The organism is Pseudomonas sp. SDO5215_S409 (genome assembly GCF_054071325.1).
Map to the genome: position 1 here is coordinate 40,737 of NZ_JBSVWN010000026.1, position 20,898 is coordinate 61,634.

The following is a 20,898-nucleotide window of genomic DNA, read 5'->3' on the forward strand; positions in this document are numbered from 1 at the left end:
AGCGGCTACACCCCTTGCAACCGTGCTTCAGGACGCCGCCCCACCCGCGCCGACACTCGCCGGTCCTGCGATTTTTTTACCAGCCCGTGCTCCAATCTGCTTCGCCTGCCCGTCGCGCTGTTTGCCGGTGCGGGCCTCGCTGATCAACCCCGGGATCAACTTGCCCTCCGGCAGGTTTTTCCAGAAACGGCTCGGCAGGTGCCCTTGCATGACTTTGGGGTTCAAGCGCGCCGGGTTGAAGATATGGCTGTAGTAGGTCAGCCACATGGCGCCGTGCGGGTCTTCGATGGTCTGGGCCAGTTGTTGCCACTCCAGGGGGCAGCGTCGGTGGTGGGTCAGCGTTTCGCCGTCGTAATACACCCCATCCAGCGGTGTGGCGATCATCCAGCGGTGGCGCCCCATGCGCCCCACAAAATGCTGGCTGGCCGATTTGAGGATGTCGTGAGCCGGTTCGTGCCAGGCCACATACTCCGGCAGTTGCACACCCGCCTGCGCTGGCACGGCGATAAACCGCAGGAACGCGTGCAAATGATGAGCCTCGCGGCTCACCTGTTTGATGCGCCGCTGCAATTCGCTGCCCAGCTTGTCACCGGCGAGCATCGCCGTGCGGTCGCCGTGGCTCACCCGCCACAACACCTCGTACAACAGGCTCCAGCGCTGTTCGCCGTGATAACAGGCCGCTTGCTCCAGCAGTTCGAGCAAGGCCTTGGGAATACGCGCCTGAAACGGCCCGCACTCGGCCGGGTACTGCTCGTCGGACGCAAACAGGTCCGCCACTTGCGCCACGCCCCAGCTCACCCGGCTCGGGTCCACCTGATGGCTGAGCAGCCAACGCGCCTGCTCGCGCCAGGTGCCGAACAGGTTGTCGCAATCGAGGCTGATCATCCCCACAACCCCATTTGCTGGGGCTGCGGGCGATCGCGCAGTTGTTCGCGCAGCAACACGCTGGAGCTCTCGGCCTGCTGGGGGTGGTAATCGCTGGTGATGAAAAACGGCTTGGCCTTGCCCAGCACGCAGCGCATGCGGGCCACGTCTTCAAAGCGGATGCGACGTTCACGGCGCAGGTCCACCAGGCGCTGGGTGGTACGCAGGCCGATCCCCGGAATGCGGGCGATCAGCGTTGGCTCCGCGCGGTTCAGGTCCAGCGGGAACACCTCGCGGTGTGCCAGCGCCCAGGCCAGCTTGGGGTCGATGTCCAGGTCCAGGTGGCCCGGCCCCTTGAGTAATTCATTGGCGCTGAAGCCGTAGCTGCGCAGCAGAAAATCGGCCTGGTACAAGCGGTGTTCGCGCATCAACGGCGGCGCGGCCAGCGGTACGCTCTTCGGGCTGTTGGGGATGGGGCTGAACGCCGAGTAATAGACCCTGCGCAATTTGAAGTTGCCATACAGCGCCTCGGCGCCATGAAGGATGGTGCTGTCGTCGGTGTCATCCGCGCCGACGATCATCTGCGTGCTCTGCCCCGCTGGCGCAAACCTGGGCGCGCGCGGCTCATTACGGACGGTCTGCTCGCCCGTGTAGATGGTGTTCATCGCCTGCTTGATCGAGCCAATCTGTTTTTCCGGGGCCAGGGTTTGCAGGCTTTTGTCGGTGGGCAACTCGATGTTCACGCTCAGGCGATCGGCATACCGCCCCGCCTCGGCGATCAGCGCCGGGTCGGCCTCGGGGATGGTCTTGAGGTGGATGTAGCCGCGAAAGCCGTGCGCTTCGCGCAGCAGTTTGGCCACCCGCACCAGCTGTTCCATGGTGTAGTCAGCCGAGCGGATGATGCCGGAGCTCAGAAACAGCCCGCTCACGCAATTGCGCCGATAGAAATCCAGGGTGAGGGTCACCACCTCCTCCGGGCTGAAACGCGCCCGGGGCACGTCGCTGGAGCGGCGGTTGACGCAGTATTGGCAGTCGTAAAGACAGAAGTTGGTGAGCAACACCTTGAGCAGCGACACGCAGCGCCCATCGGGGGTGTAACTGTGGCAGATCCCCATGCCGTCGGTAGAACCCAGCCCCGCCTTGCCCTCGGAGCTGCGCTTGGGCGCGCCGCTGCTGGCGCAGGACGCGTCGTACTTGGCGGCGTCGGCGAGAATGCTGAGTTTTTCAATCAACTGCATGGGAGCTACCGAATACTGTTTTTTTGTACAGTATAGGAGCCCGGTGCAAGCTGCAAGCCTGAAACCTCAAGCCTGCAGCGGGCGGCGCCAGCCAGGCTTGCTCAGCTGGCGGTGGCCAGTAGCAGGTCGTGTAGGGAGCGGCCCTGGCCGCGGCGGCGGTCGTGGTCGTGGAGCGAGGCGGCGATTTCATCGGCGCGGATCGGCAATATCGACAGCAGCGTGTCGCTCAAACCATGGCTGGCCTGGCTGAAACCCTGGATGTAGATACCGGCTTTGCAACGCTCGTCGGTGACGATGCGGTAATCGCGGCTCACCTCAAATTCGCCCATGTAGGTGCGCAGCGGCTCAAGCAATTGGCGGTGGGCCTGGCGCTCATAGCCGGTGGCCAGTACCACGGCGTCGTAGTGGCCCAGGGTGTTTTCGCCCGTCGCGTTGTTGCGCAGCGTCAACTCGACACCCAGCGGCCCGGCCACGGCTTTTTCCACGGTGGTCATGGTGCGGAACGCATGGCGGGCGATGCCGGAGACTTTCTGGCGATAGAAAATGCCATAGATGCGCTCGATCAGGTCCAGGTCCACCACCGAATAGTTGGTGTTCTGGTACTCGTTGACCAGCCGCTCGCGCTCGCTGCCGGCCTGCTGGAACACCAGGTCGGTGAACGCCGGCGAGAACACTTCGTTGACGAACGGGCTGTCATCGGCAGGTTTGAGCGCCGAACCGCGCAAGATCATGTCGACCTGCACCGACGGGTAGCTGTCATTCAAATCGATAAAGGCTTCGGCGGCGCTCTGGCCACCGCCAATGATCGCGATGCGCATCGGCTTGCCGTCCACGCACGGCTGCTTGGCCATTTGCGCCAGGTACTGGGAGTGGTGGAACACCCGTGCATCGTCCTTGAGCGCCTTGAACGACTCCGGAACCCGCGGCGTGCCGCCAGCGCTGACCACCACCGAGCGAGTGGTGCGCACGTGCTGCTCGCCGTGGGTATCGCGGGAAATCACCCGCAACGCTTCAACTTGCTGCTGGTGCAGGATCGGCTCGATGGCCAGCACTTCCTCACCGTAGCGGCTCTGCGCCTGGAACTGCCCGGCGACCCAGCGCAGGTAGTCGTTGAACTCCATGCGGCACGGGTAAAAAGTGCCCAGGTTGATGAAGTCCACCAGACGGCCATGGGCCTTCAGGTAATTGACGAACGAGTACGGGCTGGTGGGGTTGCGCAAGGTCACCAGGTCTTTGAGGAACGAGATCTGCAATTCGCTCTGGGTGACCAGGGTATTGCCGTGCCAGCGGTAGTCGGCCTGCTTGTCGAGAAACAGCACGTCGAGTTTGCCCTGGGCCTTTTCGCGCTCCTGCAGGGCGATGGCCAGCGCCAGGTTCGAAGGGCCGAAGCCAATACCGATCAGGTCGTGAACCGCGGGCGATGCAATTGCCTGTGTCATTCCAGTGTCCTCTGGATAAGCCCCGGGGCAGTGGGGCGGAAAAACCGCAGAGACCTGAAGGCAGCTCAACAGGTCGTGTGTTGATAGGAGACGAGGACAGTGAAAAAAAATTTAGCCACAGGCTGTTTCGGCGCACCGGCTCAGTGCGCGTCCCACTCGCGCATCCGCACGCGGCAGTGCTTCATGGCGTTGACGATGTGTTTTTCTACCAGGGCGCGGGAGATGCACAGGCGTTCGGCGATCTGCACGTGCGACAGGCCATCGAGCTTGCGCAAAAGAAAACTGTCGCGGCACAACGCCGGCAGCTCGGCCAGTGCGCGGTCGAGCATGTCCACCTGTTGACCGTGGTCGAAGCTTGCGTGGGGCGAGGCCGTGGAAAACCGTTCCTCGCTGTCCAGCACTTCCAGCGGTTCGCTCTGGCGCACGGCATTGCGCCGATGGCCGTCGATCACCAGGTTCAACGCGGTGCGGTACAGAAACGCGCGCGGCTGGTCGATGGGGGTGTCGCTGGAGCGCTCCAGCACCCGCACATACGCGTCATGCACCACATCTTCGGCCACCTGACGGTTGCCCAGCTTGGCATTGAGAAAACACACCAGCTCGCGATAGTAGCTTTCCAACATGACTCCCCACCGCCCGCGAGGCGGCCCCAGGCCCTTGCGTGCAGAAAATGACAGTTGATCGGTGCCGCCCACCATGATGGCAGTTTGCACGGATGCAATTTATAGTAATTCTCATCTACTTTTAAAGAAGACTTCACGTCAAAACGCTTTTTTTTACTTGTTGTACCTGTAACTGCATATTTTTCGGGCTAAATTCCCACGCATTGACCTCGTTTACCTCACAGCCTCCCGCTCCTTGCGGTCCGATTTTTCCCGGCTGGAACCCAAGCATGAAACGCCCTCGCCCTGCCCGACGCGCCCTGCTTGTGGTCGCGTGCCTGATCCCCGTCATCGCTGTTGCCGCCTGGCAGGCCCTGCCGTCGGGCCGTGACCAGCTGGCCACCGTCACCGTGACCCGTGGCGACATCGAAAGCAGCGTCACCGCCCTAGGCACCCTGCAACCCCGGCGCTACGTAGACGTGGGCGCGCAAGCCTCCGGGCAGATCCGCAAGATCCATGTGGAGGCTGGCGATCAGGTCAAGGAAGGCCAACTGCTGGTCGAAATCGACCCGTCCACGCAACAGGCCAAGCTCGACGCCAGCCGCTACGCCATCGAAAACCTGCAAGCCCAGTTGCAAGAGCAAAAAGCCCTGCACGCCCTGGCGCGGCAGAAATACCAACGCCAGCAGCGCCTGGCCAGCGGCAACGCCACCCGTGAAGAAGACGTGCAAACCGCCCGGGCCGAGCTCAGCGCCACCCAGGCACGGGTCGACATGTTTGTGGCGCAGATCGGCCAGGCCAGGGCCAGCCTGCGCAGCGACGAAGCCGAGCTTGGCTACACGCGCATTTACGCGCCCATGAGCGGCACCGTGGTGGCGGTGGACGCACGCGTCGGCCAGACCCTCAATGCCCAGCAGCAAACCCCGCTGATCCTGCGCATCGCCAAACTGTCGCCCATGACCGTATGGGCCGAAGTCTCGGAAGCCGACATCGGCCACGTCAAACCCGGCATGAACGCCTACTTCACCACCTTGAGCGGTGCCGGACGGCGCTGGACGAGCACCGTGCGGCAGATCTTGCCGGTGCCGCCCAAGCCGTTGAATGAAACCGCCCAAGGCAGCGGCAGCCCCAGCAGTTCGAGCAAGAGCGGCACCGGCCGGGTGGTGCTCTACACGGTGTTACTGGACGTGGACAACAGCGACAACACCCTGATGGCCGACATGACCGCCCAGGTGTTTTTTGTCGCCAGCAGCGTCAAGAACGCCCTCACCGCCCCGGTCGCCGCCCTGCAAGGTTCGGCCCATGCCGAGCGGCAAATCGCCCGGGTGGTGGCTAAAAACGGTGACATCGAGCAACGCGAGATCCGCCTGGGCATCAGCGACCGCCTGCGCGTGCAGGTGCTGGACGGCCTGAGCGAGGGTGAACACCTGCTGATCGGCCCCGCCCGCGGCAACGGGGGTTGATGTGACCACCCCGTTGATCGAACTCAAGGGCATCCGCAAATCCTACGGCGGCGGCGACAGCCCGCAGGTAGACGTGCTGCGCGGCGTGGACCTGGCGATTCACGCCGGGGAATTCGTGGCGATTGTCGGCGCGTCCGGGTCCGGCAAGTCCACGTTGATGAATATCCTCGGCTGCCTGGACCGCCCCAGCGAAGGCCAGTACCTGTTCGCCGGGGAAAACGTCGCGCACCTGGACAGCGACGCCCTCGCCTGGCTGCGTCGCGAGGCCTTCGGGTTTGTGTTTCAGGGCTACCATTTGATCCCGTCCGGTTCGGCCCAGGAAAACGTCGAAATGCCGGCGATCTACGCCGGTATCAGCGCCGCCGAGCGCCACGCCCGCGCCAGCGCCCTGCTCACGCGCCTGGGGTTGGCCGAGCGCACCGGCAACCGCCCGCACCAATTGTCGGGCGGGCAACAGCAACGGGTATCCATCGCCCGGGCGTTGATGAACGGCGGCCACATCATTCTGGCCGACGAACCCACCGGCGCCCTTGACAGCCACAGCGGCGCCGAGGTCATGAGCCTGCTCGACGAGCTCGCCAGCCAGGGCCACGTGGTCATCCTGATTACCCACGACCGCGAAGTGGCGGCCCGCGCCCAGCGCATCATCGAAATCCGCGACGGCCAGATCATCAGCGACAGCGCCCAGGGCAGCGCCCCACCCGTGGCCGCTGGCGGTGCACTGCAAGCGGTGGAGTTGCGCCAGCGCCTGGTCGACGGCGCCGAACACAACGGCGCCTGGAAAGCCGAACTGCTGGACGCGGTGCACGCGGCCTGGCGGGTGATGTGGATCAACCGCTTTCGCACCGCCCTGACGTTGCTCGGCATTGTCATCGGCGTGGCCTCCGTGGTGGTGATGCTGGCGGTGGGCGAAGGCAGCAAGCGCCAGGTCATGGCGCAGATGGGCGCCTTTGGCTCCAACATCCTCTACGTGGGCGGCTCGGCGCCCAACCCGCGAACGCCGCGCGGCGTCATCACCCTGAACGATGTGGCCGCCATCGCCGCGCTGCCCCAGGTCAAGCGCATCATGCCGGTCAACGGCGCCGAGGCGGGGGTGCGCTTTGGCAACGTCGATCACCTGGCGTATGTGGGCGGCAACGACACCAACTTCCCGGCGATTTTCAACTGGCCAGTGGTCGAAGGCAGTTACTTCACCGAAGCCGACGAGCGCAACGGCGCCACCGTGGCCGTGATCGGCAAGCGCGTGCGCGACAAGCTGTTCAAGGACGGGCTGAACCCCATCGGCCAATACATCCTGATCGAAAACGTGCCGTTCCAGGTGGTGGGCGTGCTCGCCGAAAAAGGCTCCAGCTCCGGCGACAAAGACAGCGACGACCGCGTCGCCATCCCCTACAACGCCGCCAGCGTGCGCCTGTTCGGCAGCTACAACCCCGAATACGTGGTCATCGCCGCCGCCGATGCCCGTGATGTGCGCAACGCCGAAGTGGCGATCAACGACCTGCTGCTGCGCCTGCACAACGACAAGCACGATTTTGAGCTGACCAACAACGCCGCGATGATCCAGGCCGAGGCCCGCACCCAAAACACCCTTTCGCTGATGCTGGGCTCGATTGCCGCCATTTCGCTGCTGGTGGGCGGCATCGGCGTGATGAACATCATGTTGATGACCGTGCGCGAGCGCACCCGTGAGATCGGTATCCGCATGGCCACCGGCGCCCGCCAGCGCGACATCCTGCGCCAGTTTCTCACCGAGGCGGTGATGCTGTCGGTGGTCGGCGGCCTGTGCGGCGTGGCCTTGGCCCTGCTGGTGGGCGGCGTGCTGGTGCTGGCCAAGGTGGCCGTGCAGTTTTCCCTGCCGGCGGTGCTGGGCGCCTTTGGCTGCGCGCTGGTCACCGGTGTTGTATTCGGCTTCATGCCCGCCCGCAAAGCGGCCCGGCTCGATCCAGTCAAGGCGTTGACCCGTGAATAAACCTTCGTTCTACCTGCCGCTCCTAGGCCTGCTGCTCTCGGCCTGCAGCGGCACGCCCGCCGGTACAGACGCGCCGCTCGTGGTGCCCACGGCCTGGCAATTCGCCGAGCGCGACGCAGCCCAGGCCGTCAACCAACAGTGGTGGACGCAGTTCGCAAGCCCACAGCTCGACCGCCTGATCGAACAGGCGCGGCGCGACAGTTTCGACGTGGCCGCCGCCACCGCACGGGTGCGCCAGGCCCAGGCCAGCGCCGTGATCGCTGGCGCGCCGCTGTTGCCCCAGGTGCAATTGGACCTCAGCGCCAGCCGTGAAAAACTGCTGCGCGGCGCCGGTAACGCCGACCTCGATGCCAACGCAGACAACCACACCGTCAACAGCTACGGCGCCAACTTCACCGCCAGCTACGAGCTGGACTTCTGGGGCGCCCGCACCGCCGCCCGTGACAGCGCCCTGCACACCCTGCGCGCCAGCGAGTTCGACCGAGCCACGGTGGAACTCACCGTGCTCAGCAACGTCGCAGACCGCTACGCGCAAACCCTGGCAGCACGTGAACGCCAACGCATCGCCGAACGCAACCTGGCCAATGCCCGCCAAGTGCTGGGCGTGGTGCAGACCCGCTACGACGCCGGCGCCGCCACCGCGCTGGAACTGGCCCAACAAAGCAGCCTGGTGGCCGGCCAGCAACGGCAATTGCCGCTGATCCAGCAACAGGCCGAAGACGCGCAAATCACCCTTGCCGCCCTGCTTGGCCAGCCGGTGCAAGCCGTCGACCTGGGCGACGAGCCCTTCCAGGCGCTGCGCTGGCCCAGCCTCGGCGCGGGCGTGCCAAGCGAGCTGCTGCGTCGGCGCCCGGACATCGCCCGGGCCGAAGCACAACTGGCGGCCGCGAGCGCCGACGTCACCGTCGCCCGCGCCGCGCTGCTGCCCACTGTCACCCTGGGGGCCACGGTGGGTTCAGGTGCCTACCAGGCCGCCGACCTGCTGCGCAGCCCGTTTTACACCCTCACCGCCGGGCTGATCGCCCCGGTCTTCAACAACGGCCGCCTGAGCGCCGAACGCGACAAGGCCAGCGCCCGCCAGCAAGAACTGCTGCACACCTACAGAGCCGCGATCATCAACGGCTTTGCCGACGTGGAAAAAGCCCTCAGCGCCATCACACGCCTGGACCAACAGCGCCACTGGCAAGCTGAGGAACTGCAAGCCGCGCAAAACGCCTTCCAGATTGCCCAGCGCCGCTACCAGGACGGCGCCGAAGATTGGCTGACCGTGCTCGACACCCAGCGCACGCTGTACGCGGCGCAAGACATGACGGTGCAACTGCGCCTGCAGCGGTTGCAGGCGAGCATTGCGTTGTACAAGGCGTTGGGGGGTGGGTGGGCGTCCCCCTGACGGGTAAAAATCCGTTTTCTCACAACCTGCATGCTCCCCTTCCTGCATTGCTTCGCTGTGTGCCTTGGTAAAAAGCCTCTCTGACTGAGACGGCTGGCCGGGTGCGCGGATGATCGACTTAAAAACCATGGCCCTCGTGGTCTTCACCGGCGTGCTCAGCCCCTGCGCCGAGGCCGTCGATAAATGGCCGCAATCGCCCATCGACTGGCAAGTGGACTGCCCACCGCTGCCCGGCCGGGCCCCCAACCCGCACGTACTGGCCCGCACCCAATGCGCCACCGTCACCGTCCCCCGCGACCACCAGGCCCCCGAACGCGGCAACCTGCACCTGACCCTCACCCGGGTCGGCGCCTTGCAGCCGCACAACCGCCTGGGTGTGGTGGTGGCACAACACAGCCGCGTGCCCCGCGGTGTACTCGCCGTGCACCTGGCCAGCCTGTGGCAGTACCACGACACGCCAGCCGACCGCACGCTGGCCAACCGCTACGACCTCATTGAGCTGAGCCCGCGCAACCTGGACGACGCGGCGCAGTTGGAACAGTCCGCCCGTGACCTGGAATTGGTGCGCACGCAATTGGCCGATGAGCAGTTCAACTACCTGGGCAGCGCCGACACGGCCCGGCTCGGCGTGCGTTATGCCCAGCTGTATCCCGGCCGGGTGAACCGCATGGTGCTGCTCGACAGCGACGCCCCTGCCGGCCCCTGGCTGCGGCTCAAGGGCGCGTATTGGCAAGGCACCGATGCCTGCCTGACGCAGGCGGTGGCGAATTACCTGGCCCAGGGCACGCGCGCCCGTTGCGGGGCCAACGCTGTCGCCGAGTAACCGTTTACGACCTTTATTGGCTGAAAACGACAGCCTTGATTGACGCCCCGGCGCCCGGCTCATTAAGTTGTATTAATCCGCATTAATACGATAAATCGACACCATGCTCAGCCGCCCCCTGCGACGCAAACGCCAAAAGCTTTCCGATGTGATCGTCGAGTCGGTCAAGCGCTCCATCGTCACTGACGCGCTCAAGCCCGGCGACCGCCTGCCCACCGAGCGCGAGCTGATGGAAAGCTTCCAGTGCTCCAAAGGCTCGGCCCGCGAGGCGCTCAAGGCGCTGGAAGTCGAAGGCCTGGTGAACACCCGCACCGGCCCCAGCGGCGGGGCCTACCTGAACCAGGCCGGCACGGAACCGGCGAGCCGGGCGTTGCGCAATTACCTGCACTTCCAGCACCTGGACGGCGAGCAGGTCTACCAGTTGCGCAAGGTCATCGAAGTGGAATTGGCGGTGTCGGTGCTGGGCCGTCTGAGCGAGGCCGACTACCAGGCCCTGCAAGACAACGTGGACTTTTGCAGCGCCCCCGAAGACAGCGAAGCCGGCCAACGCGAGCAGCGCATTGCCGAGCTGGAGTTTCACAACCTGCTGGCCCGGGCGTGCCCCAACCCGCTGCTGAGTTTCATGGCGCAATTTCTCAACGACTTGCTGCGCGACCTGGTGGTGCTGAAAAAAGCCTACAAGCCCAAGCGCAAGCAGTTCGACGCCGCCAACCTGGACTACCACAAGCAACTGCTGCTGGCGTTTCGCGCCAACGATGAAGCGGCGGTTCGCAGCCTGATGCATGAACACATGTGCGACGCCGAACACCACATGACCGCCCTGGAAGGCGAAGTCAGCCCGCACTTTTTGCTGGAGTTCGACCGCCACTGAAACACCCGCGTCCCCCAACCCAATAACAGGCCTGCCCACAGGCCCTGCTCCACCGTATCGCCCTTGCCGCTCCTGCCAATAAAACCACACAAAGGGAGTCACCCCATGCAGCGTCGTACGTTGTTGAAAGCCAGCCTCACCGCCGCAGCCGCCCTCAGCCTTCCGCTGAGCGTGCGGTCTGCGTTCGCCGCCGAGCCCTTTACCTTTTACGGCCTCAAGTCGATGTCCGGCGCGTTTGCCAGTTACGGCAAGTTCGCCGACATGGGCTCGCGCCTGGCCGTGGCCCAGTACCCCGAGGTGCTTGGCCGGCCGCTGAACTACAAGGTGATCGACACCGAAGGCAACGCCGGCAAAGCCGTGCGCAAGGTCCAGGAGGCCATCCAGCAAGACGGCGCGCGCTTCTTCCAGGGCTGCACGCTGTCGTCATCGGCACTGGCGGTGGCCAAGGAAGTGGCCAAGGTGGACGGCGTGTTCATGACCCCGGTGGGCGCCGACGAAGTCACCGGCAAGGACTGCAATGCCGCGACGTTCCGCTGGTCGGTGCCCACCTACGGTGCAATCCGCGAAACCCTGGTGCCGCTGATCAAACTGCTGCCCGACGCCAAGCGCTGGTACACCATCACCCCGCAATACGTGTTTGGCGAAGCCTTGCTGGAAGGTGCCAAGGCGGTGCTGCAGGAACATGGCCTGGAGCACACCGGCAACAGCTACCACTCGTTGCAGGAACAGGAGTTCTCCGGCTACCTCACCAACGCCATCGCCGCCAAGCCCGACGTACTGGTGCTGCTCAACTTTGGCAGCCAGTCGTCCAACACCCTGCGCCAGGCGGTGAACTTCGGCATCAAGTCGCGCATGAAGGTGCTGCTGGTGTGGTCCGCAGGGCTGGACCAGTTCCAGGAACTGGGCAGCGACGTGCTCGAAGGCGTGTACCTGGGCGCGCAGTACTGGCATCAGGTCGACACCCCGCTCAACCGCGAGCTGGTGAAAATCACCCAGGCCAAATACGGCATCAACCCCACCTACCCGCTGGCCGCCGACTACATCAGCACCAAGATCATGCTCGACACCATCTTGGCCACCCAGAGCTTCGACGGCCCCACCGTGGCCAAGGCCCTGCAAGGCCTGAGCTACGAAGGCCCCACCGGCAAGGAGTCGATCCGCGCGGGCGACCACCAGGTGATCAAGGACTACTACCTGATGGTGGGCAAGGCCGCGAGCGAGATGGCCGACAAGGACGACCTGGCCAAAGTGCTGAGTGCCGGCCAGTCGTTCCCGCCGGTCACCGACACCGGCTGCACGCTGGCCTGATTCCCCCGTCACCTACCTGGTAGCACAGCAAGGGCCGTGACCTGCGGCCCGAGGGTTCCTGCATGCTCAATCTTTACCTGTTCCAGATCCTCAACGGCCTTGGGCTGGGGATGATCTACTTTCTGATCGCGGTGGGCCTGACGATCATTTTCGGCCTGCTCAACTTCGTCAACTTCGCCCACGGCGCGTTCTTTTTGCTCGGCGCCTACCTGTGCTACACCGCCGTCAGCCTCACCGGCAACTTCTGGCTGGCGCTGTTGATCGCGCCGCTGGTGGTGGCCGCGCTGGCCTGGGTGATCGAGCGGGTGCTGATCCAGCGGGTTTATCACCTGCCGCACATGTTCCAGATCCTGGTGACGCTGGGCATCGCGCTGATCATCCAGGAAGCCAGCGTGATGATCTGGGGCCCGGTGGGCAAAAGCGTCGCCGTGCCGGAACTGCTGCGCGGGGTGCTGATCGTCGGCGACTTCGTCTACCCCCATTACCGCCTGTTCCTGATTGCGTTCTCGGCGCTGATCGGCCTGGGCCTGTGGTTGCTGCTCGAGCGCACCACGTTTGGCGCCCTGGTGCGCGCGGGCAGTGAAAGCACTGAAACCGTGTCGCTCTTGGGCACCAATATTTTCCGCCTATTCTCCATGACCTTCGCCCTGGGCGTGGCCCTGGCCGGTGTGGCCGGTGTGCTGTTCGCCCCGCTGCGCGGTGCCCAGCCCTTTGTGGGGCCGGAGATTCTCGGCGTGGCCTTTGTGGTGGTGGTGATCGGCGGCATGGGCTCCTTTGGCGGCGCGCTGGTCGGCGGTTTGTTGGTGGGCGTGGTGCAAAGCCTGATGACCAGCCTGTGGCCCCAAGGCGCGAGTCTGATGATCTACGGTGCGATGGCCGTGGTGATTCTGGTGCGGCCTTACGGCCTGTTCGGGAGAGCCTGACATGAGCGATAAAAACCCAATGCCGTTCGCCCGCACCCAGTCGCGCTACTTGCTGCTGCTGGTGCTCGCCGTGCTGATCGGCCTGCCGTGGGTGTTGCCCTCGGCGACGCTGGCCACCGAGATTTTGATCTTTGCCATGGCGGCGCTGGCCTGCAACCTGCTGCTGGGCTACACCGGGCTGTTGTCGTTCGGCCAGGGCATCTTTTTTGGCGGCGGCGCCTACTGCGCCGCGTTGTTGATGATGCACCTGCACCTGGGCCTGTTCAGCGCGCTCCTGGGCGCTGCGCTCGCCGGGGGCGTGCTGGCGTTTTTGGTCGGAGCCCTGGCGATCCGCCGCACCGGCATCTACTTCGTGATGCTGACCCTGGCGTTCAGCCAGATGGCCTACTTTGTCGCCTACACCTTGAGCGACTGGACCGGCGGCGACAACGGCCTGCTCAGCGTGCCACGCCCGGAGATCCGCGTGGGCGACCACGTGCTGCTGTCCCTCGCCGACGCGCATGCCTTCTACGTGTTCGTGGCGGTGGTGTTCCTGCTGATCTTCATCGGCGCCCGCCGGGTGATCGCCTCGCCGTTTGGCAGCACCCTCATGGCGATTCGCGAAAACGAAACCCGCGCCTCGGCCATCGGCTACGACACCCGCCACTTCAAGATCCTGGTGTTTGTGCTGTCCGGCGCCGTCACCGGCATGGCCGGGGCGCTGTACGCGATGCTGCTGCACTTTGTGCCGCTGTCGAACATCGACCTGGCGATGTCCGAAAACATTCTGATCATGACCATCGTCGGCGGCACCGGCTCGCTGTTCGGCTCGTTGCTGGGCGCAGGCTCCATCGTGCTGCTGGGGGACTTTCTCTCCGACCTGTGGCCACGCTGGCTGATGCTGCTGGGGGCGATCCTGATCCTGGTGGTCATCTTTATGCGCGGCGGTCTGTGGGGCGGGCTGTCGTCGTTATTCGAACGTGTACGCGGCGGGCGCAAAGCGCCTGTTACCCGCCCGGAGGAACTGTCATGAGCCTACTCCTGGAAACCCGCGACCTGAAGCTGGCCTACGGCCCCTTCCATGCGGTGAACGGCGTCAACCTCAAGGTCGAAGCCGGCACCATCCACACCATCATCGGCCCCAACGGCGCGGGCAAGACCAGCCTGTTCCACTGCCTTACCGGCGAACGCCAGGCCACCGCCGGGGCGATCCTGTTCAATGGCAAGAACCTGATGCGCAAACCGGCCCACGGCCGTGTGGCGCTGGGCATGGCCCGCTCGTTCCAGCTCACCAGCCTGTTCCAGAACCTCAGCGTGCGCGAAAACCTGCGCCTGGCCGCACAGGGCCGTGACGGCATGCGGGCGCTGAATTTCTGGCGACACGTGGACAGCGCGCGCGAGCACCTTGAAACCGCCGACCAGGTGCTGGAGCGCCTGCAGCTCACCGCACGCGCCCACACCCTGGCGGGCGAGTTGTCCCACGGCCAACAGCGGGTGCTGGAGGTGGGCATGTCGATCTGCGCCAAGCCCAAGCTGTTGATGCTCGACGAGCCCACCTCGGGCATGGGCATCGATGACATCCCGATCATGACCCAACTGATCAGCGACCTGGGTCGCGATCACACGGTGCTGTTGATCGAACACAACATGAGCATCGTCATGACCATCAGCCAGCGCATCACTGTGATGAGCCACGGGCAGATCCTGGTGGAAGGCACACCGCAGTTCGTGCGCAACGATGCGCGCGTGCGCAGCGCTTATTTGGGGGAGGCCGCCTGATGCTGACTGTCGACAATATCCATTCCTACTACGACAAAAGCCACGTACTCGAAGGCGTGTCGCTGAGCGTCAACCCTGGCGAGCTGGTGACCCTGCTGGGGCGCAACGGCGCCGGCAAGACCACCACCCTGCGCAGCATCCTGGGGATCATCTGCCCGCGCCAGGGGCAGATCCACTTCAACGGCCAGCCCCTGGTGGGGCGCAAGATTTTCGAAATCGCCCGTGAGGGGCTGGCGCTGGTGCCGGAAAACCGCGGGATCTTCCGCCTGCTCAGCGTCGAGGAAAACCTGCGCATTGCCGTGCGCAAGCGCAGCCGCTGGCAGATGGACGATGTGTACACGATGTTCCCGCGCCTTAAAGAGCGCCGCAAAAATGCCGGCCATGCGCTGTCGGGCGGCGAGCAACAGATGCTCGCCATCGCCCGCGCCCTGCTCAACGACCCCAAGCTTTTGATCCTCGACGAGCCCACCGAGGGCCTGGCGCCGGTGATCGTCGACGAGCTGGTGAAGATCCTGCGCACGGTCAAGGAACAAGGCCTGCCGGTGTTGCTGGTGGAACAGAACCTGATGGTCTGCGACACGCTCGCCGACCGCCATTACGTCCTCGAACAGGGCCGCGTGGTGTACGAAGACAGCGCTGCTGCGTTCCGCGCCGACCCCACGATCAAGAACCGCTACCTGGCCCTGAGTGCCTGACCGGAGACCGCTGATGAATAGTTTTGCGCACCCTTTGAAGAGCAACGCCCCGCTGATCAACCGCGACCGTTTGTGGCAATCGTTGATGGACCTGGCGCAGCTGGGCGCCACCGTCAAGGGCGGCGTGTGCCGCCTGGCCCTCACCGACCTCGACCGCCAGGCCCGCGACCTGTTCGTGCACTGGTGCCAAGCGGCAGGCTGCAGCGTCAGCGTGGACGCCATCGGCAATATTTTTGCGCGCCGCCCGGGACGCAACCCGGCGCTGGCGCCGGTGATGACCGGCAGCCACATTGACACCCAACCCACCGGCGGCAAGTTCGACGGTTGCTACGGCGTGATGGCCGGGCTTGAGGTGATTCGCACGCTGAACGACTTGCAGATCGACACCCAGGCGCCGATTGAAGTGGTGGTGTGGACCAACGAAGAAGGCTCGCGCTTTGCGCCGTGCATGATGGGTTCCGGGGTATTTGCCGGCAAACTCGACCTGCAAGGCACCCTCGACAAAGTCGACGATCAGGGCCTGTCGGTGGGCGGAGAATTGCAGCGCATCGGTTACGCCGGTTCCCGCGCCGTGGCGGGCCACCCGGTGGGCGCGTATTTCGAGGCCCATATCGAACAAGGCCCGGTGCTTGAAGACCAGGCCACGACCATCGGCGTGGTCATGGGGTGCCTGGGCCAGAAGTGGTTCGACCTGACCCTCACCGGCGTTGAAGCGCATGCGGGCCCAACGCCCATGCACCTGCGCAAAGACGCGCTGGTGGGCGCCGCGCAGGTCGTGAGCGCGGTCAACCGTATCGCCCATGCGCACCAGCCGCATGCGTGCGGCACCGTGGGCTGCCTGAACCTGCACCCGGGTTCACGTAACGTGATCCCGGGGCAGGTCCACATGACCCTCGACCTGCGTCACTTGCATGCCGACAAGCTGCAACTGATGGTGGATGAGGTGCGCCAAGTGATCGAAGCCACTGCCGCGCAACACGGCCTGACCTTTGAACTGACCCCCACGGCCGACTTCCCACCGCTGGACTTCCACCCCGCCTGCGTCAACGCCGTGCGCGACGGCGCCAAAGCGCTGGGCTTGAGCCACATGGACATCGTCAGCGGTGCCGGGCACGACGCTATTTTTGTGTCCGAACGGGGCCCGGCCGGGATGATCTTTGTGCCGTGCGAAGGCGGCATCAGCCACAACGAAATCGAAAACGCCGCGCCGGACGACCTGGCGGCGGGTTGTGCGGTGCTGCTACGGGCCATGGTGAATGCGGCGCAGGGGGTGCAGGCATGAGCACGCTCGGTGAATTGAGCGCGGTTGAACTGCTCGCGCGGTTTCGCGACAAGACCCTGTCGCCGGTGGAAGTGACCGAAGACGCGCTGCAGCGTATCGAGCGCTACAACCCGGTGGTGAACGCTTACTGCCACGTCGACCCAGAGGGCGCCCTGAACGCCGCCCGCGCCTCGGAACAACGCTGGTTCAAAGGCCAGCCGTGCGGCGCGCTGGACGGCGTACCGTCGTCCATCAAGGACCTGACGCTGACCCGCGGCATGCCCACGCGCAAGGGCTCACGCACCTCGTCCGCCGAAGGCCCATGGGACGTCGACGCGCCCTTCTCGGCCTTTATGCGCAAGGCCGGTGCGGTGCTGCTGGGCAAGACCACCACCCCGGAATTTGGCTGGAAAGGCGTCACCGATAACCCGCTGTACGGCATCACACGCAACCCGTGGGACATCCGCACCACGGCCGGCGGTTCGTCCGGCGGCGCGGGGGCGGCGGCGGCGCTGAACCTGGGGGTGCTGCATCAGGGCAGCGATGCGGGCGGGTCGATCCGTATTCCTTGCGCGTTCACCGGCACGTTCGGGATCAAGCCCACCTTTGGTTATGTGCCGCAATGGCCGTCGAGTGCCATGACCATTCTGTCGCACCTGGGGCCCATGACGCGCACGGTGGACGACGCGGTCTTGATGCTGCACACCATCGCGCAGCCCGATGCGCGCGACGGTTTGATCGGTGCGCCGCGCACCACGCCCTGGCTAGCGCCGGGGGCCGATTTGAAAGGGCTGCGCATCGCCTATAGCCCGGATTTTGGCTACGTGGACGTAGACCCGCAGGTGGCCAGGGTAGTCGCGCAGGCGGTGGAAGGTTTGGTGCAACTGGGTGCGCACGTTGAACACATCGACCCGGGCTTCAGCGACCCGCTGGAGGTGTTCAGCATCTTGTGGTCGGCGGGTGCAGCGCGCCTGACACAGGGGTTTGACAGCGCCCAGCGCGCCCTGCTCGACCCCGGCCTGCTGCGCATTGCAGAACAGGGCGAACGCTTGAGCCTGGCCGACTACACCGCCGCCCTTGAAGCCCGCGCGGCGTTGGTGGCGCGCATGGCGGCGTTTCACGAACACTACGACGTGCTCGTGTCACCGATGATGCCGATCACCGCGTTTGAAGCCGGGCACAACGTACCGCCGGGCTCGGGCATGCGCGAGTGGATGGAGTGGACACGGTTCACCTACCCCTTCAACCTCACCCAACAACCGGCGGCATCGGTGCCATGCGGCTTGGCGGCGAACGGCTTGCCGGTGGGGTTACAGGTAGTGGGCGCGCGGTTCGCCGATGACCAGGTACTGCGGGTGTGCCACGCCTACGCCAAAGCCTTTCCCACCCGACACCTGCAAGCCCCTGCCTGACCCTCGCTCCCACATTCCGCCTCCAAGAGCGTGACGCGGAGCGTCACTGGAGGCATTCCCACGCAGAGCGTGGGAACGATCTCTGCCGCTCCCTACCTCACCCTCGTTCCCACGCTCTGCGTGGGAATGCAGCCCAGGACGCTCCGCGTCCGCTTTTAAGCGCGTGACGCGCAGAGGCATTCGCACGCCACCCTCGGCTACACTGTGCGCCCCACTCTGGAACCGGGCCTCTCATGGACATCGAACTGGCACGCACCTTCCTCGAAATCACCCGCTGCGGCAGCCTGGCCGCGGCCGCCGAGAAACTGCACGTTACCCAGACCGCAATCACCGCACGGGTCAAAAGCCTGGAAAGCCAGCTGGACAGCACCCTGTTCGTGCGCAATCGCGCCGGGGCGCGGTTGACGGCGGACGGTGAGGCGTTCATGGCGTACGCCAATCAGTTGGTGCAAACCTGGGAAGCAGCGCGACGCGACTTGCCCTTGCCGGACGGCTTTCACACGGTGCTGCACATCGGCGGCGAGGTCAGCCTGTGCAACCCGTTGATGCTCGGCTGGAGCCAGGCCTTGCGCACACACATTCCCGGGCATGCCCTACGCACCGAGATCCGCGACGGCGACTACCTGTTGCGCCAGTTGGAGCTTGGGGTGATGGACGCCGCGCTGGTGTTCCAGCCGCAGTACTGGCCGGGGTTGCAGGTGGAGCAGGTGCTGGAAGAAAAACTGATCCTGGTGCAACTGGTCAGCCGCCCCGAACCCTACGTGTACATCGACTGGGGCCCGGGCTTTCGCCAGCAACACGACGCCGCCCTGCCCGACAAGGCCCGCGCGGCGCTCAGTTTTAACCTGGGCCCGCTGGCGTTGCAGTACATTCTGGAAAACGGCGGCGCGGGGTATTTCCGCACGCGCGTGGTGCAAAGCTACCTCGACAGCGGCGTGATGGAGCGCGTGCCCAAGGCGCCGGAGTTCAGTTTCCCGACGTACCTGGTGTACCCGCGCGAGCGTGATTCGGCGGTGTTGCAACAGGCCCTGGAGTTGCTGCGCGGGGTGGTCAAGGCCGAGGGCGACTGGTCGCAGCGCTGGGATCCGATGCTTTGAACCGGCGCGCATGCTAGCCTCCCTGTGTTTTCTCCTGGGCCCTTGCCGATGAACAAAAAAAAGTCCGTCACCATCAGCGACATCGCCAAGCGGGTCAACATGACGACCATCACGGTGTCGCGGGCGCTGAGCAAACCCGACCTGGTCAAGCCCGCCACCCTGGCGCGCATCCTGGAGGTCGCGCGCGAGCTGGACTACGTGCCCAATGCCTTTGCACGCGGGCTCAAGCGCAGTGAAAGCCTGATCATCGGGGTGATCACCGCGTCAGTCGACAACCCCTTCTACAGCGAGATGATCAAGGCCATTTCCCGCGAGGCCAAAAAGCACGGCTACACCATCATGCTGGTGGACACCGACGAGTTGGCCGAGCTGGAAAGCAAGGCCGTCGATACCCTGCTGGGCTACCGCGTGGCGGGGATTATCCTGTCGCCGGTGTCGGACGAACCCGACTACCAGCCCGACTACCTGGAGCGCCTGGGCAACGGCAAGACCCCGGTGGTGCTGCTCGACCGCACACTGCACGACAGCCCCTTCAGCCGCGTGGTGCTGGACAACTACCACAGCGGCCTCCAGGCCGCGCAATACCTGCTGCGCCAAACCCCCGGGCTCAAGCGCCTGCTGGTGCTCACCGGGCCTGCGCATTCGCGCATTACCGTGGAGCGCCTGAAGGGCCTGCGCGAGGTGCTGGACGAACATCCCCACGTTCAGGTCGAAGTCTGCGCCGGTGACTACACCTTGATGCCGTCCTACCTGCACACCCTCGACTACCTGGCGGAGCACGCCGCACCGGACGCGATCATGGGCTTCAACCAGCTCATCACCCTAGGCGCGCTGCGGGCCCTGCGCATGCACAACATTGCGCACGACAGCCTGACCATCTGCGGCATCGACCGCCTGCCCTTCGCCGATATTTTCGGGGTGCCCATCGCCTGCGTGGCGCACGACGCGTCACTGGCCGGCAGCAGCGCGGTACGCCTGCTGCTGGACCGCCTGGACGACCCGTACAAAGCCCGCGACAAGGTGGTGATCGCCGGGCGCCTGGAGAACGGCTAACGGCTGGTGTAGCCGCCATCCACCGGCAGGCTGACCCCGCTGATCATGCTCGCCGCATCGCTGAGCAAAAACAGCACCGGCAAGGCCACCTCATGGGGCTGTGCAAAACGCCCCAGCGGGATCGCCGCCAGCGCCGGGTCGCGCTTGGTCGGGTCGGACCAGGCCATGGTCGCCATGGGTGTGAGCGTGACCGTGGGGTTGACGCTGTTGACGCGAATACCAAAGCGCCCCCACTCGGCGCATTGCACGCGGGTGATGGCGTCCAGTGCAGCCTTGGACGCGCAGTAGCCCAGGTGGTCGTCCAGCGCCACCAGCGAAGCCTGGCTTGAAACGTTGACGATGCTGCCGGGGAACTTCGCCTCGATCATGCCCGCCGCGACCCGGCTGGCGACCTGCGCGGCGGCGCGGGCGTTGACGTGCATCACCTGGTCAAACGCGTCTGCGCTGATCGCGGCGGCAGGCTCCAGGCGCGAGATGCCGGCGCAGTTGACCAGGCCATGCAGCGGCGGCAGGGTGTGCAGCGCCTGGTCCAGGGCGACGCTGTCGGCGATGTCCAGGCACAGGGTGTGGCAGCCCAACTGGGCCAAGGCGTTCGCATCGCGCCCCAGGGCAAGTACCTCGGCGCCGCTGGCAATCAACTGACGGGCGATTTCGCGGCCGATGCCGCTGCTGGCGCCGGTCACAAGCAGGCGTCGGTGGGTGAAGTCAAAGGAAGCGCAGTTCATGTTCACA

General features: G+C 65.1%; 19 protein-coding genes. 14 read left to right on the forward strand and 5 right to left on the reverse strand.

Features of this window, described 5'->3' with window-relative positions; all coding sequences use genetic code 11:
• Positions 1 to 27 precede the first annotated feature (27 nt).
• The 4 genes from ACW9H9_RS15185 to ACW9H9_RS15200 form a co-directional block, all read right to left on the reverse strand.
• Positions 28 to 885 (reverse strand): TIGR03915 family putative DNA repair protein, encoded by an 858-nt coding sequence (locus ACW9H9_RS15185; protein ID WP_457344023.1) that lies wholly within the window; start codon positions 883 to 885, stop codon positions 28 to 30.
• The gene (locus tag ACW9H9_RS15190; RefSeq protein WP_457344022.1) at positions 882 to 2,102 is read right to left on the reverse strand and encodes a putative DNA modification/repair radical SAM protein; all 1,221 of its coding nucleotides are present in this window, start codon (positions 2,100 to 2,102) and stop codon (positions 882 to 884) included. The genes ACW9H9_RS15185 and ACW9H9_RS15190 overlap by 4 nt, the downstream gene beginning before the upstream one ends.
• Positions 2,103 to 2,203: 101 nt before the next feature.
• Entirely contained in the window at positions 2,204 to 3,541 is a 1,338-nt protein-coding gene (locus tag ACW9H9_RS15195; RefSeq protein ID WP_457344021.1) for a lysine N(6)-hydroxylase/L-ornithine N(5)-oxygenase family protein, read from the reverse strand.
• Positions 3,542 to 3,681: 140 nt separating this feature from the next.
• Positions 3,682 to 4,164 carry a sigma-70 family RNA polymerase sigma factor gene (locus ACW9H9_RS15200; RefSeq protein ID WP_457344020.1) on the reverse strand — a complete coding sequence of 161 codons (483 nt, stop codon included), beginning with the start codon at positions 4,162 to 4,164 and terminating at the stop codon, positions 3,682 to 3,684.
• Between the two features lie 269 nt (positions 4,165 to 4,433).
• On the opposite strand from ACW9H9_RS15200, the gene ACW9H9_RS15205 reads away from it, so the two are divergent.
• The 14 genes from ACW9H9_RS15205 to ACW9H9_RS15270 all read left to right on the forward strand — a co-directional run bounded on the left by ACW9H9_RS15205 (position 4,434) and on the right by ACW9H9_RS15270 (position 20,166).
• Positions 4,434 to 5,606 carry an efflux RND transporter periplasmic adaptor subunit gene (locus ACW9H9_RS15205; RefSeq protein WP_457344019.1) on the forward strand — a complete coding sequence of 391 codons (1,173 nt, stop codon included), beginning with the start codon at positions 4,434 to 4,436 and terminating at the stop codon, positions 5,604 to 5,606.
• A 1-nt stretch (position 5,607) separates the two neighbouring features.
• Positions 5,608 to 7,575: a MacB family efflux pump subunit gene (locus ACW9H9_RS15210; protein ID WP_457344018.1), complete on the forward strand. Its 1,968-nt coding sequence runs from the start codon at positions 5,608 to 5,610 to the stop codon at positions 7,573 to 7,575.
• Positions 7,568 to 8,965, forward strand: coding sequence for an efflux transporter outer membrane subunit (locus ACW9H9_RS15215; protein WP_457344017.1), 1,398 nt, complete (start codon positions 7,568 to 7,570; stop codon positions 8,963 to 8,965). The genes ACW9H9_RS15210 and ACW9H9_RS15215 overlap by 8 nt, the downstream gene beginning before the upstream one ends.
• Positions 8,966 to 9,074: 109 nt before the next feature.
• Entirely contained in the window at positions 9,075 to 9,788 is a 714-nt protein-coding gene (locus tag ACW9H9_RS15220) for an alpha/beta hydrolase (protein WP_457344016.1), read from the forward strand.
• Between the two features lie 103 nt (positions 9,789 to 9,891).
• A complete protein-coding gene (locus ACW9H9_RS15225) occupies positions 9,892 to 10,659 on the forward strand; it encodes a FadR/GntR family transcriptional regulator (protein ID WP_457344015.1) in 768 nt (255 codons plus the stop codon).
• 105 nt (positions 10,660 to 10,764) lie between these two features.
• A complete protein-coding gene (locus ACW9H9_RS15230) occupies positions 10,765 to 11,967 on the forward strand; it encodes an ABC transporter substrate-binding protein (RefSeq protein WP_457344014.1) in 1,203 nt (400 codons plus the stop codon).
• A 62-nt stretch (positions 11,968 to 12,029) separates the two neighbouring features.
• Positions 12,030 to 12,890 (forward strand): branched-chain amino acid ABC transporter permease, encoded by an 861-nt coding sequence (locus tag ACW9H9_RS15235; RefSeq protein WP_457344013.1) that lies wholly within the window; start codon positions 12,030 to 12,032, stop codon positions 12,888 to 12,890.
• A gap of 1 nt (position 12,891) precedes the next feature.
• Entirely contained in the window at positions 12,892 to 13,902 is a 1,011-nt protein-coding gene (locus ACW9H9_RS15240) for a branched-chain amino acid ABC transporter permease (protein WP_457344012.1), read from the forward strand.
• Positions 13,899 to 14,648, forward strand: a complete 750-nt coding sequence (locus ACW9H9_RS15245; RefSeq protein WP_457344011.1) for an ABC transporter ATP-binding protein — start codon at positions 13,899 to 13,901, stop codon at positions 14,646 to 14,648. Before ACW9H9_RS15240 ends, ACW9H9_RS15245 begins: the two co-directional genes overlap by 4 nt.
• Positions 14,648 to 15,343, forward strand: coding sequence for an ABC transporter ATP-binding protein (locus ACW9H9_RS15250; RefSeq protein ID WP_457344010.1), 696 nt, complete (start codon positions 14,648 to 14,650; stop codon positions 15,341 to 15,343). Before ACW9H9_RS15245 ends, ACW9H9_RS15250 begins: the two co-directional genes overlap by 1 nt.
• Before the next feature lie 13 nt (positions 15,344 to 15,356).
• A complete protein-coding gene (locus tag ACW9H9_RS15255) occupies positions 15,357 to 16,625 on the forward strand; it encodes a Zn-dependent hydrolase (RefSeq protein ID WP_457344009.1) in 1,269 nt (422 codons plus the stop codon).
• Positions 16,622 to 18,016: an amidase gene (locus ACW9H9_RS15260; RefSeq protein WP_457344008.1), complete on the forward strand. Its 1,395-nt coding sequence runs from the start codon at positions 16,622 to 16,624 to the stop codon at positions 18,014 to 18,016. Before ACW9H9_RS15255 ends, ACW9H9_RS15260 begins: the two co-directional genes overlap by 4 nt.
• 233 nt (positions 18,017 to 18,249) lie before the next feature.
• Positions 18,250 to 19,113 carry a LysR family transcriptional regulator gene (locus ACW9H9_RS15265; RefSeq protein WP_457344007.1) on the forward strand — a complete coding sequence of 288 codons (864 nt, stop codon included), beginning with the start codon at positions 18,250 to 18,252 and terminating at the stop codon, positions 19,111 to 19,113.
• Between the two features lie 48 nt (positions 19,114 to 19,161).
• Entirely contained in the window at positions 19,162 to 20,166 is a 1,005-nt protein-coding gene (locus ACW9H9_RS15270) for a LacI family DNA-binding transcriptional regulator (protein ID WP_457344006.1), read from the forward strand.
• On the opposite strand, the gene ACW9H9_RS15275 is transcribed toward ACW9H9_RS15270, so the two are convergent.
• A complete protein-coding gene (locus ACW9H9_RS15275; protein ID WP_457344005.1) occupies positions 20,163 to 20,891 on the reverse strand; it encodes an SDR family oxidoreductase in 729 nt (242 codons plus the stop codon). The genes ACW9H9_RS15270 and ACW9H9_RS15275 overlap by 4 nt on opposite strands.
• Positions 20,892 to 20,898: the final 7 nt, after the last annotated feature.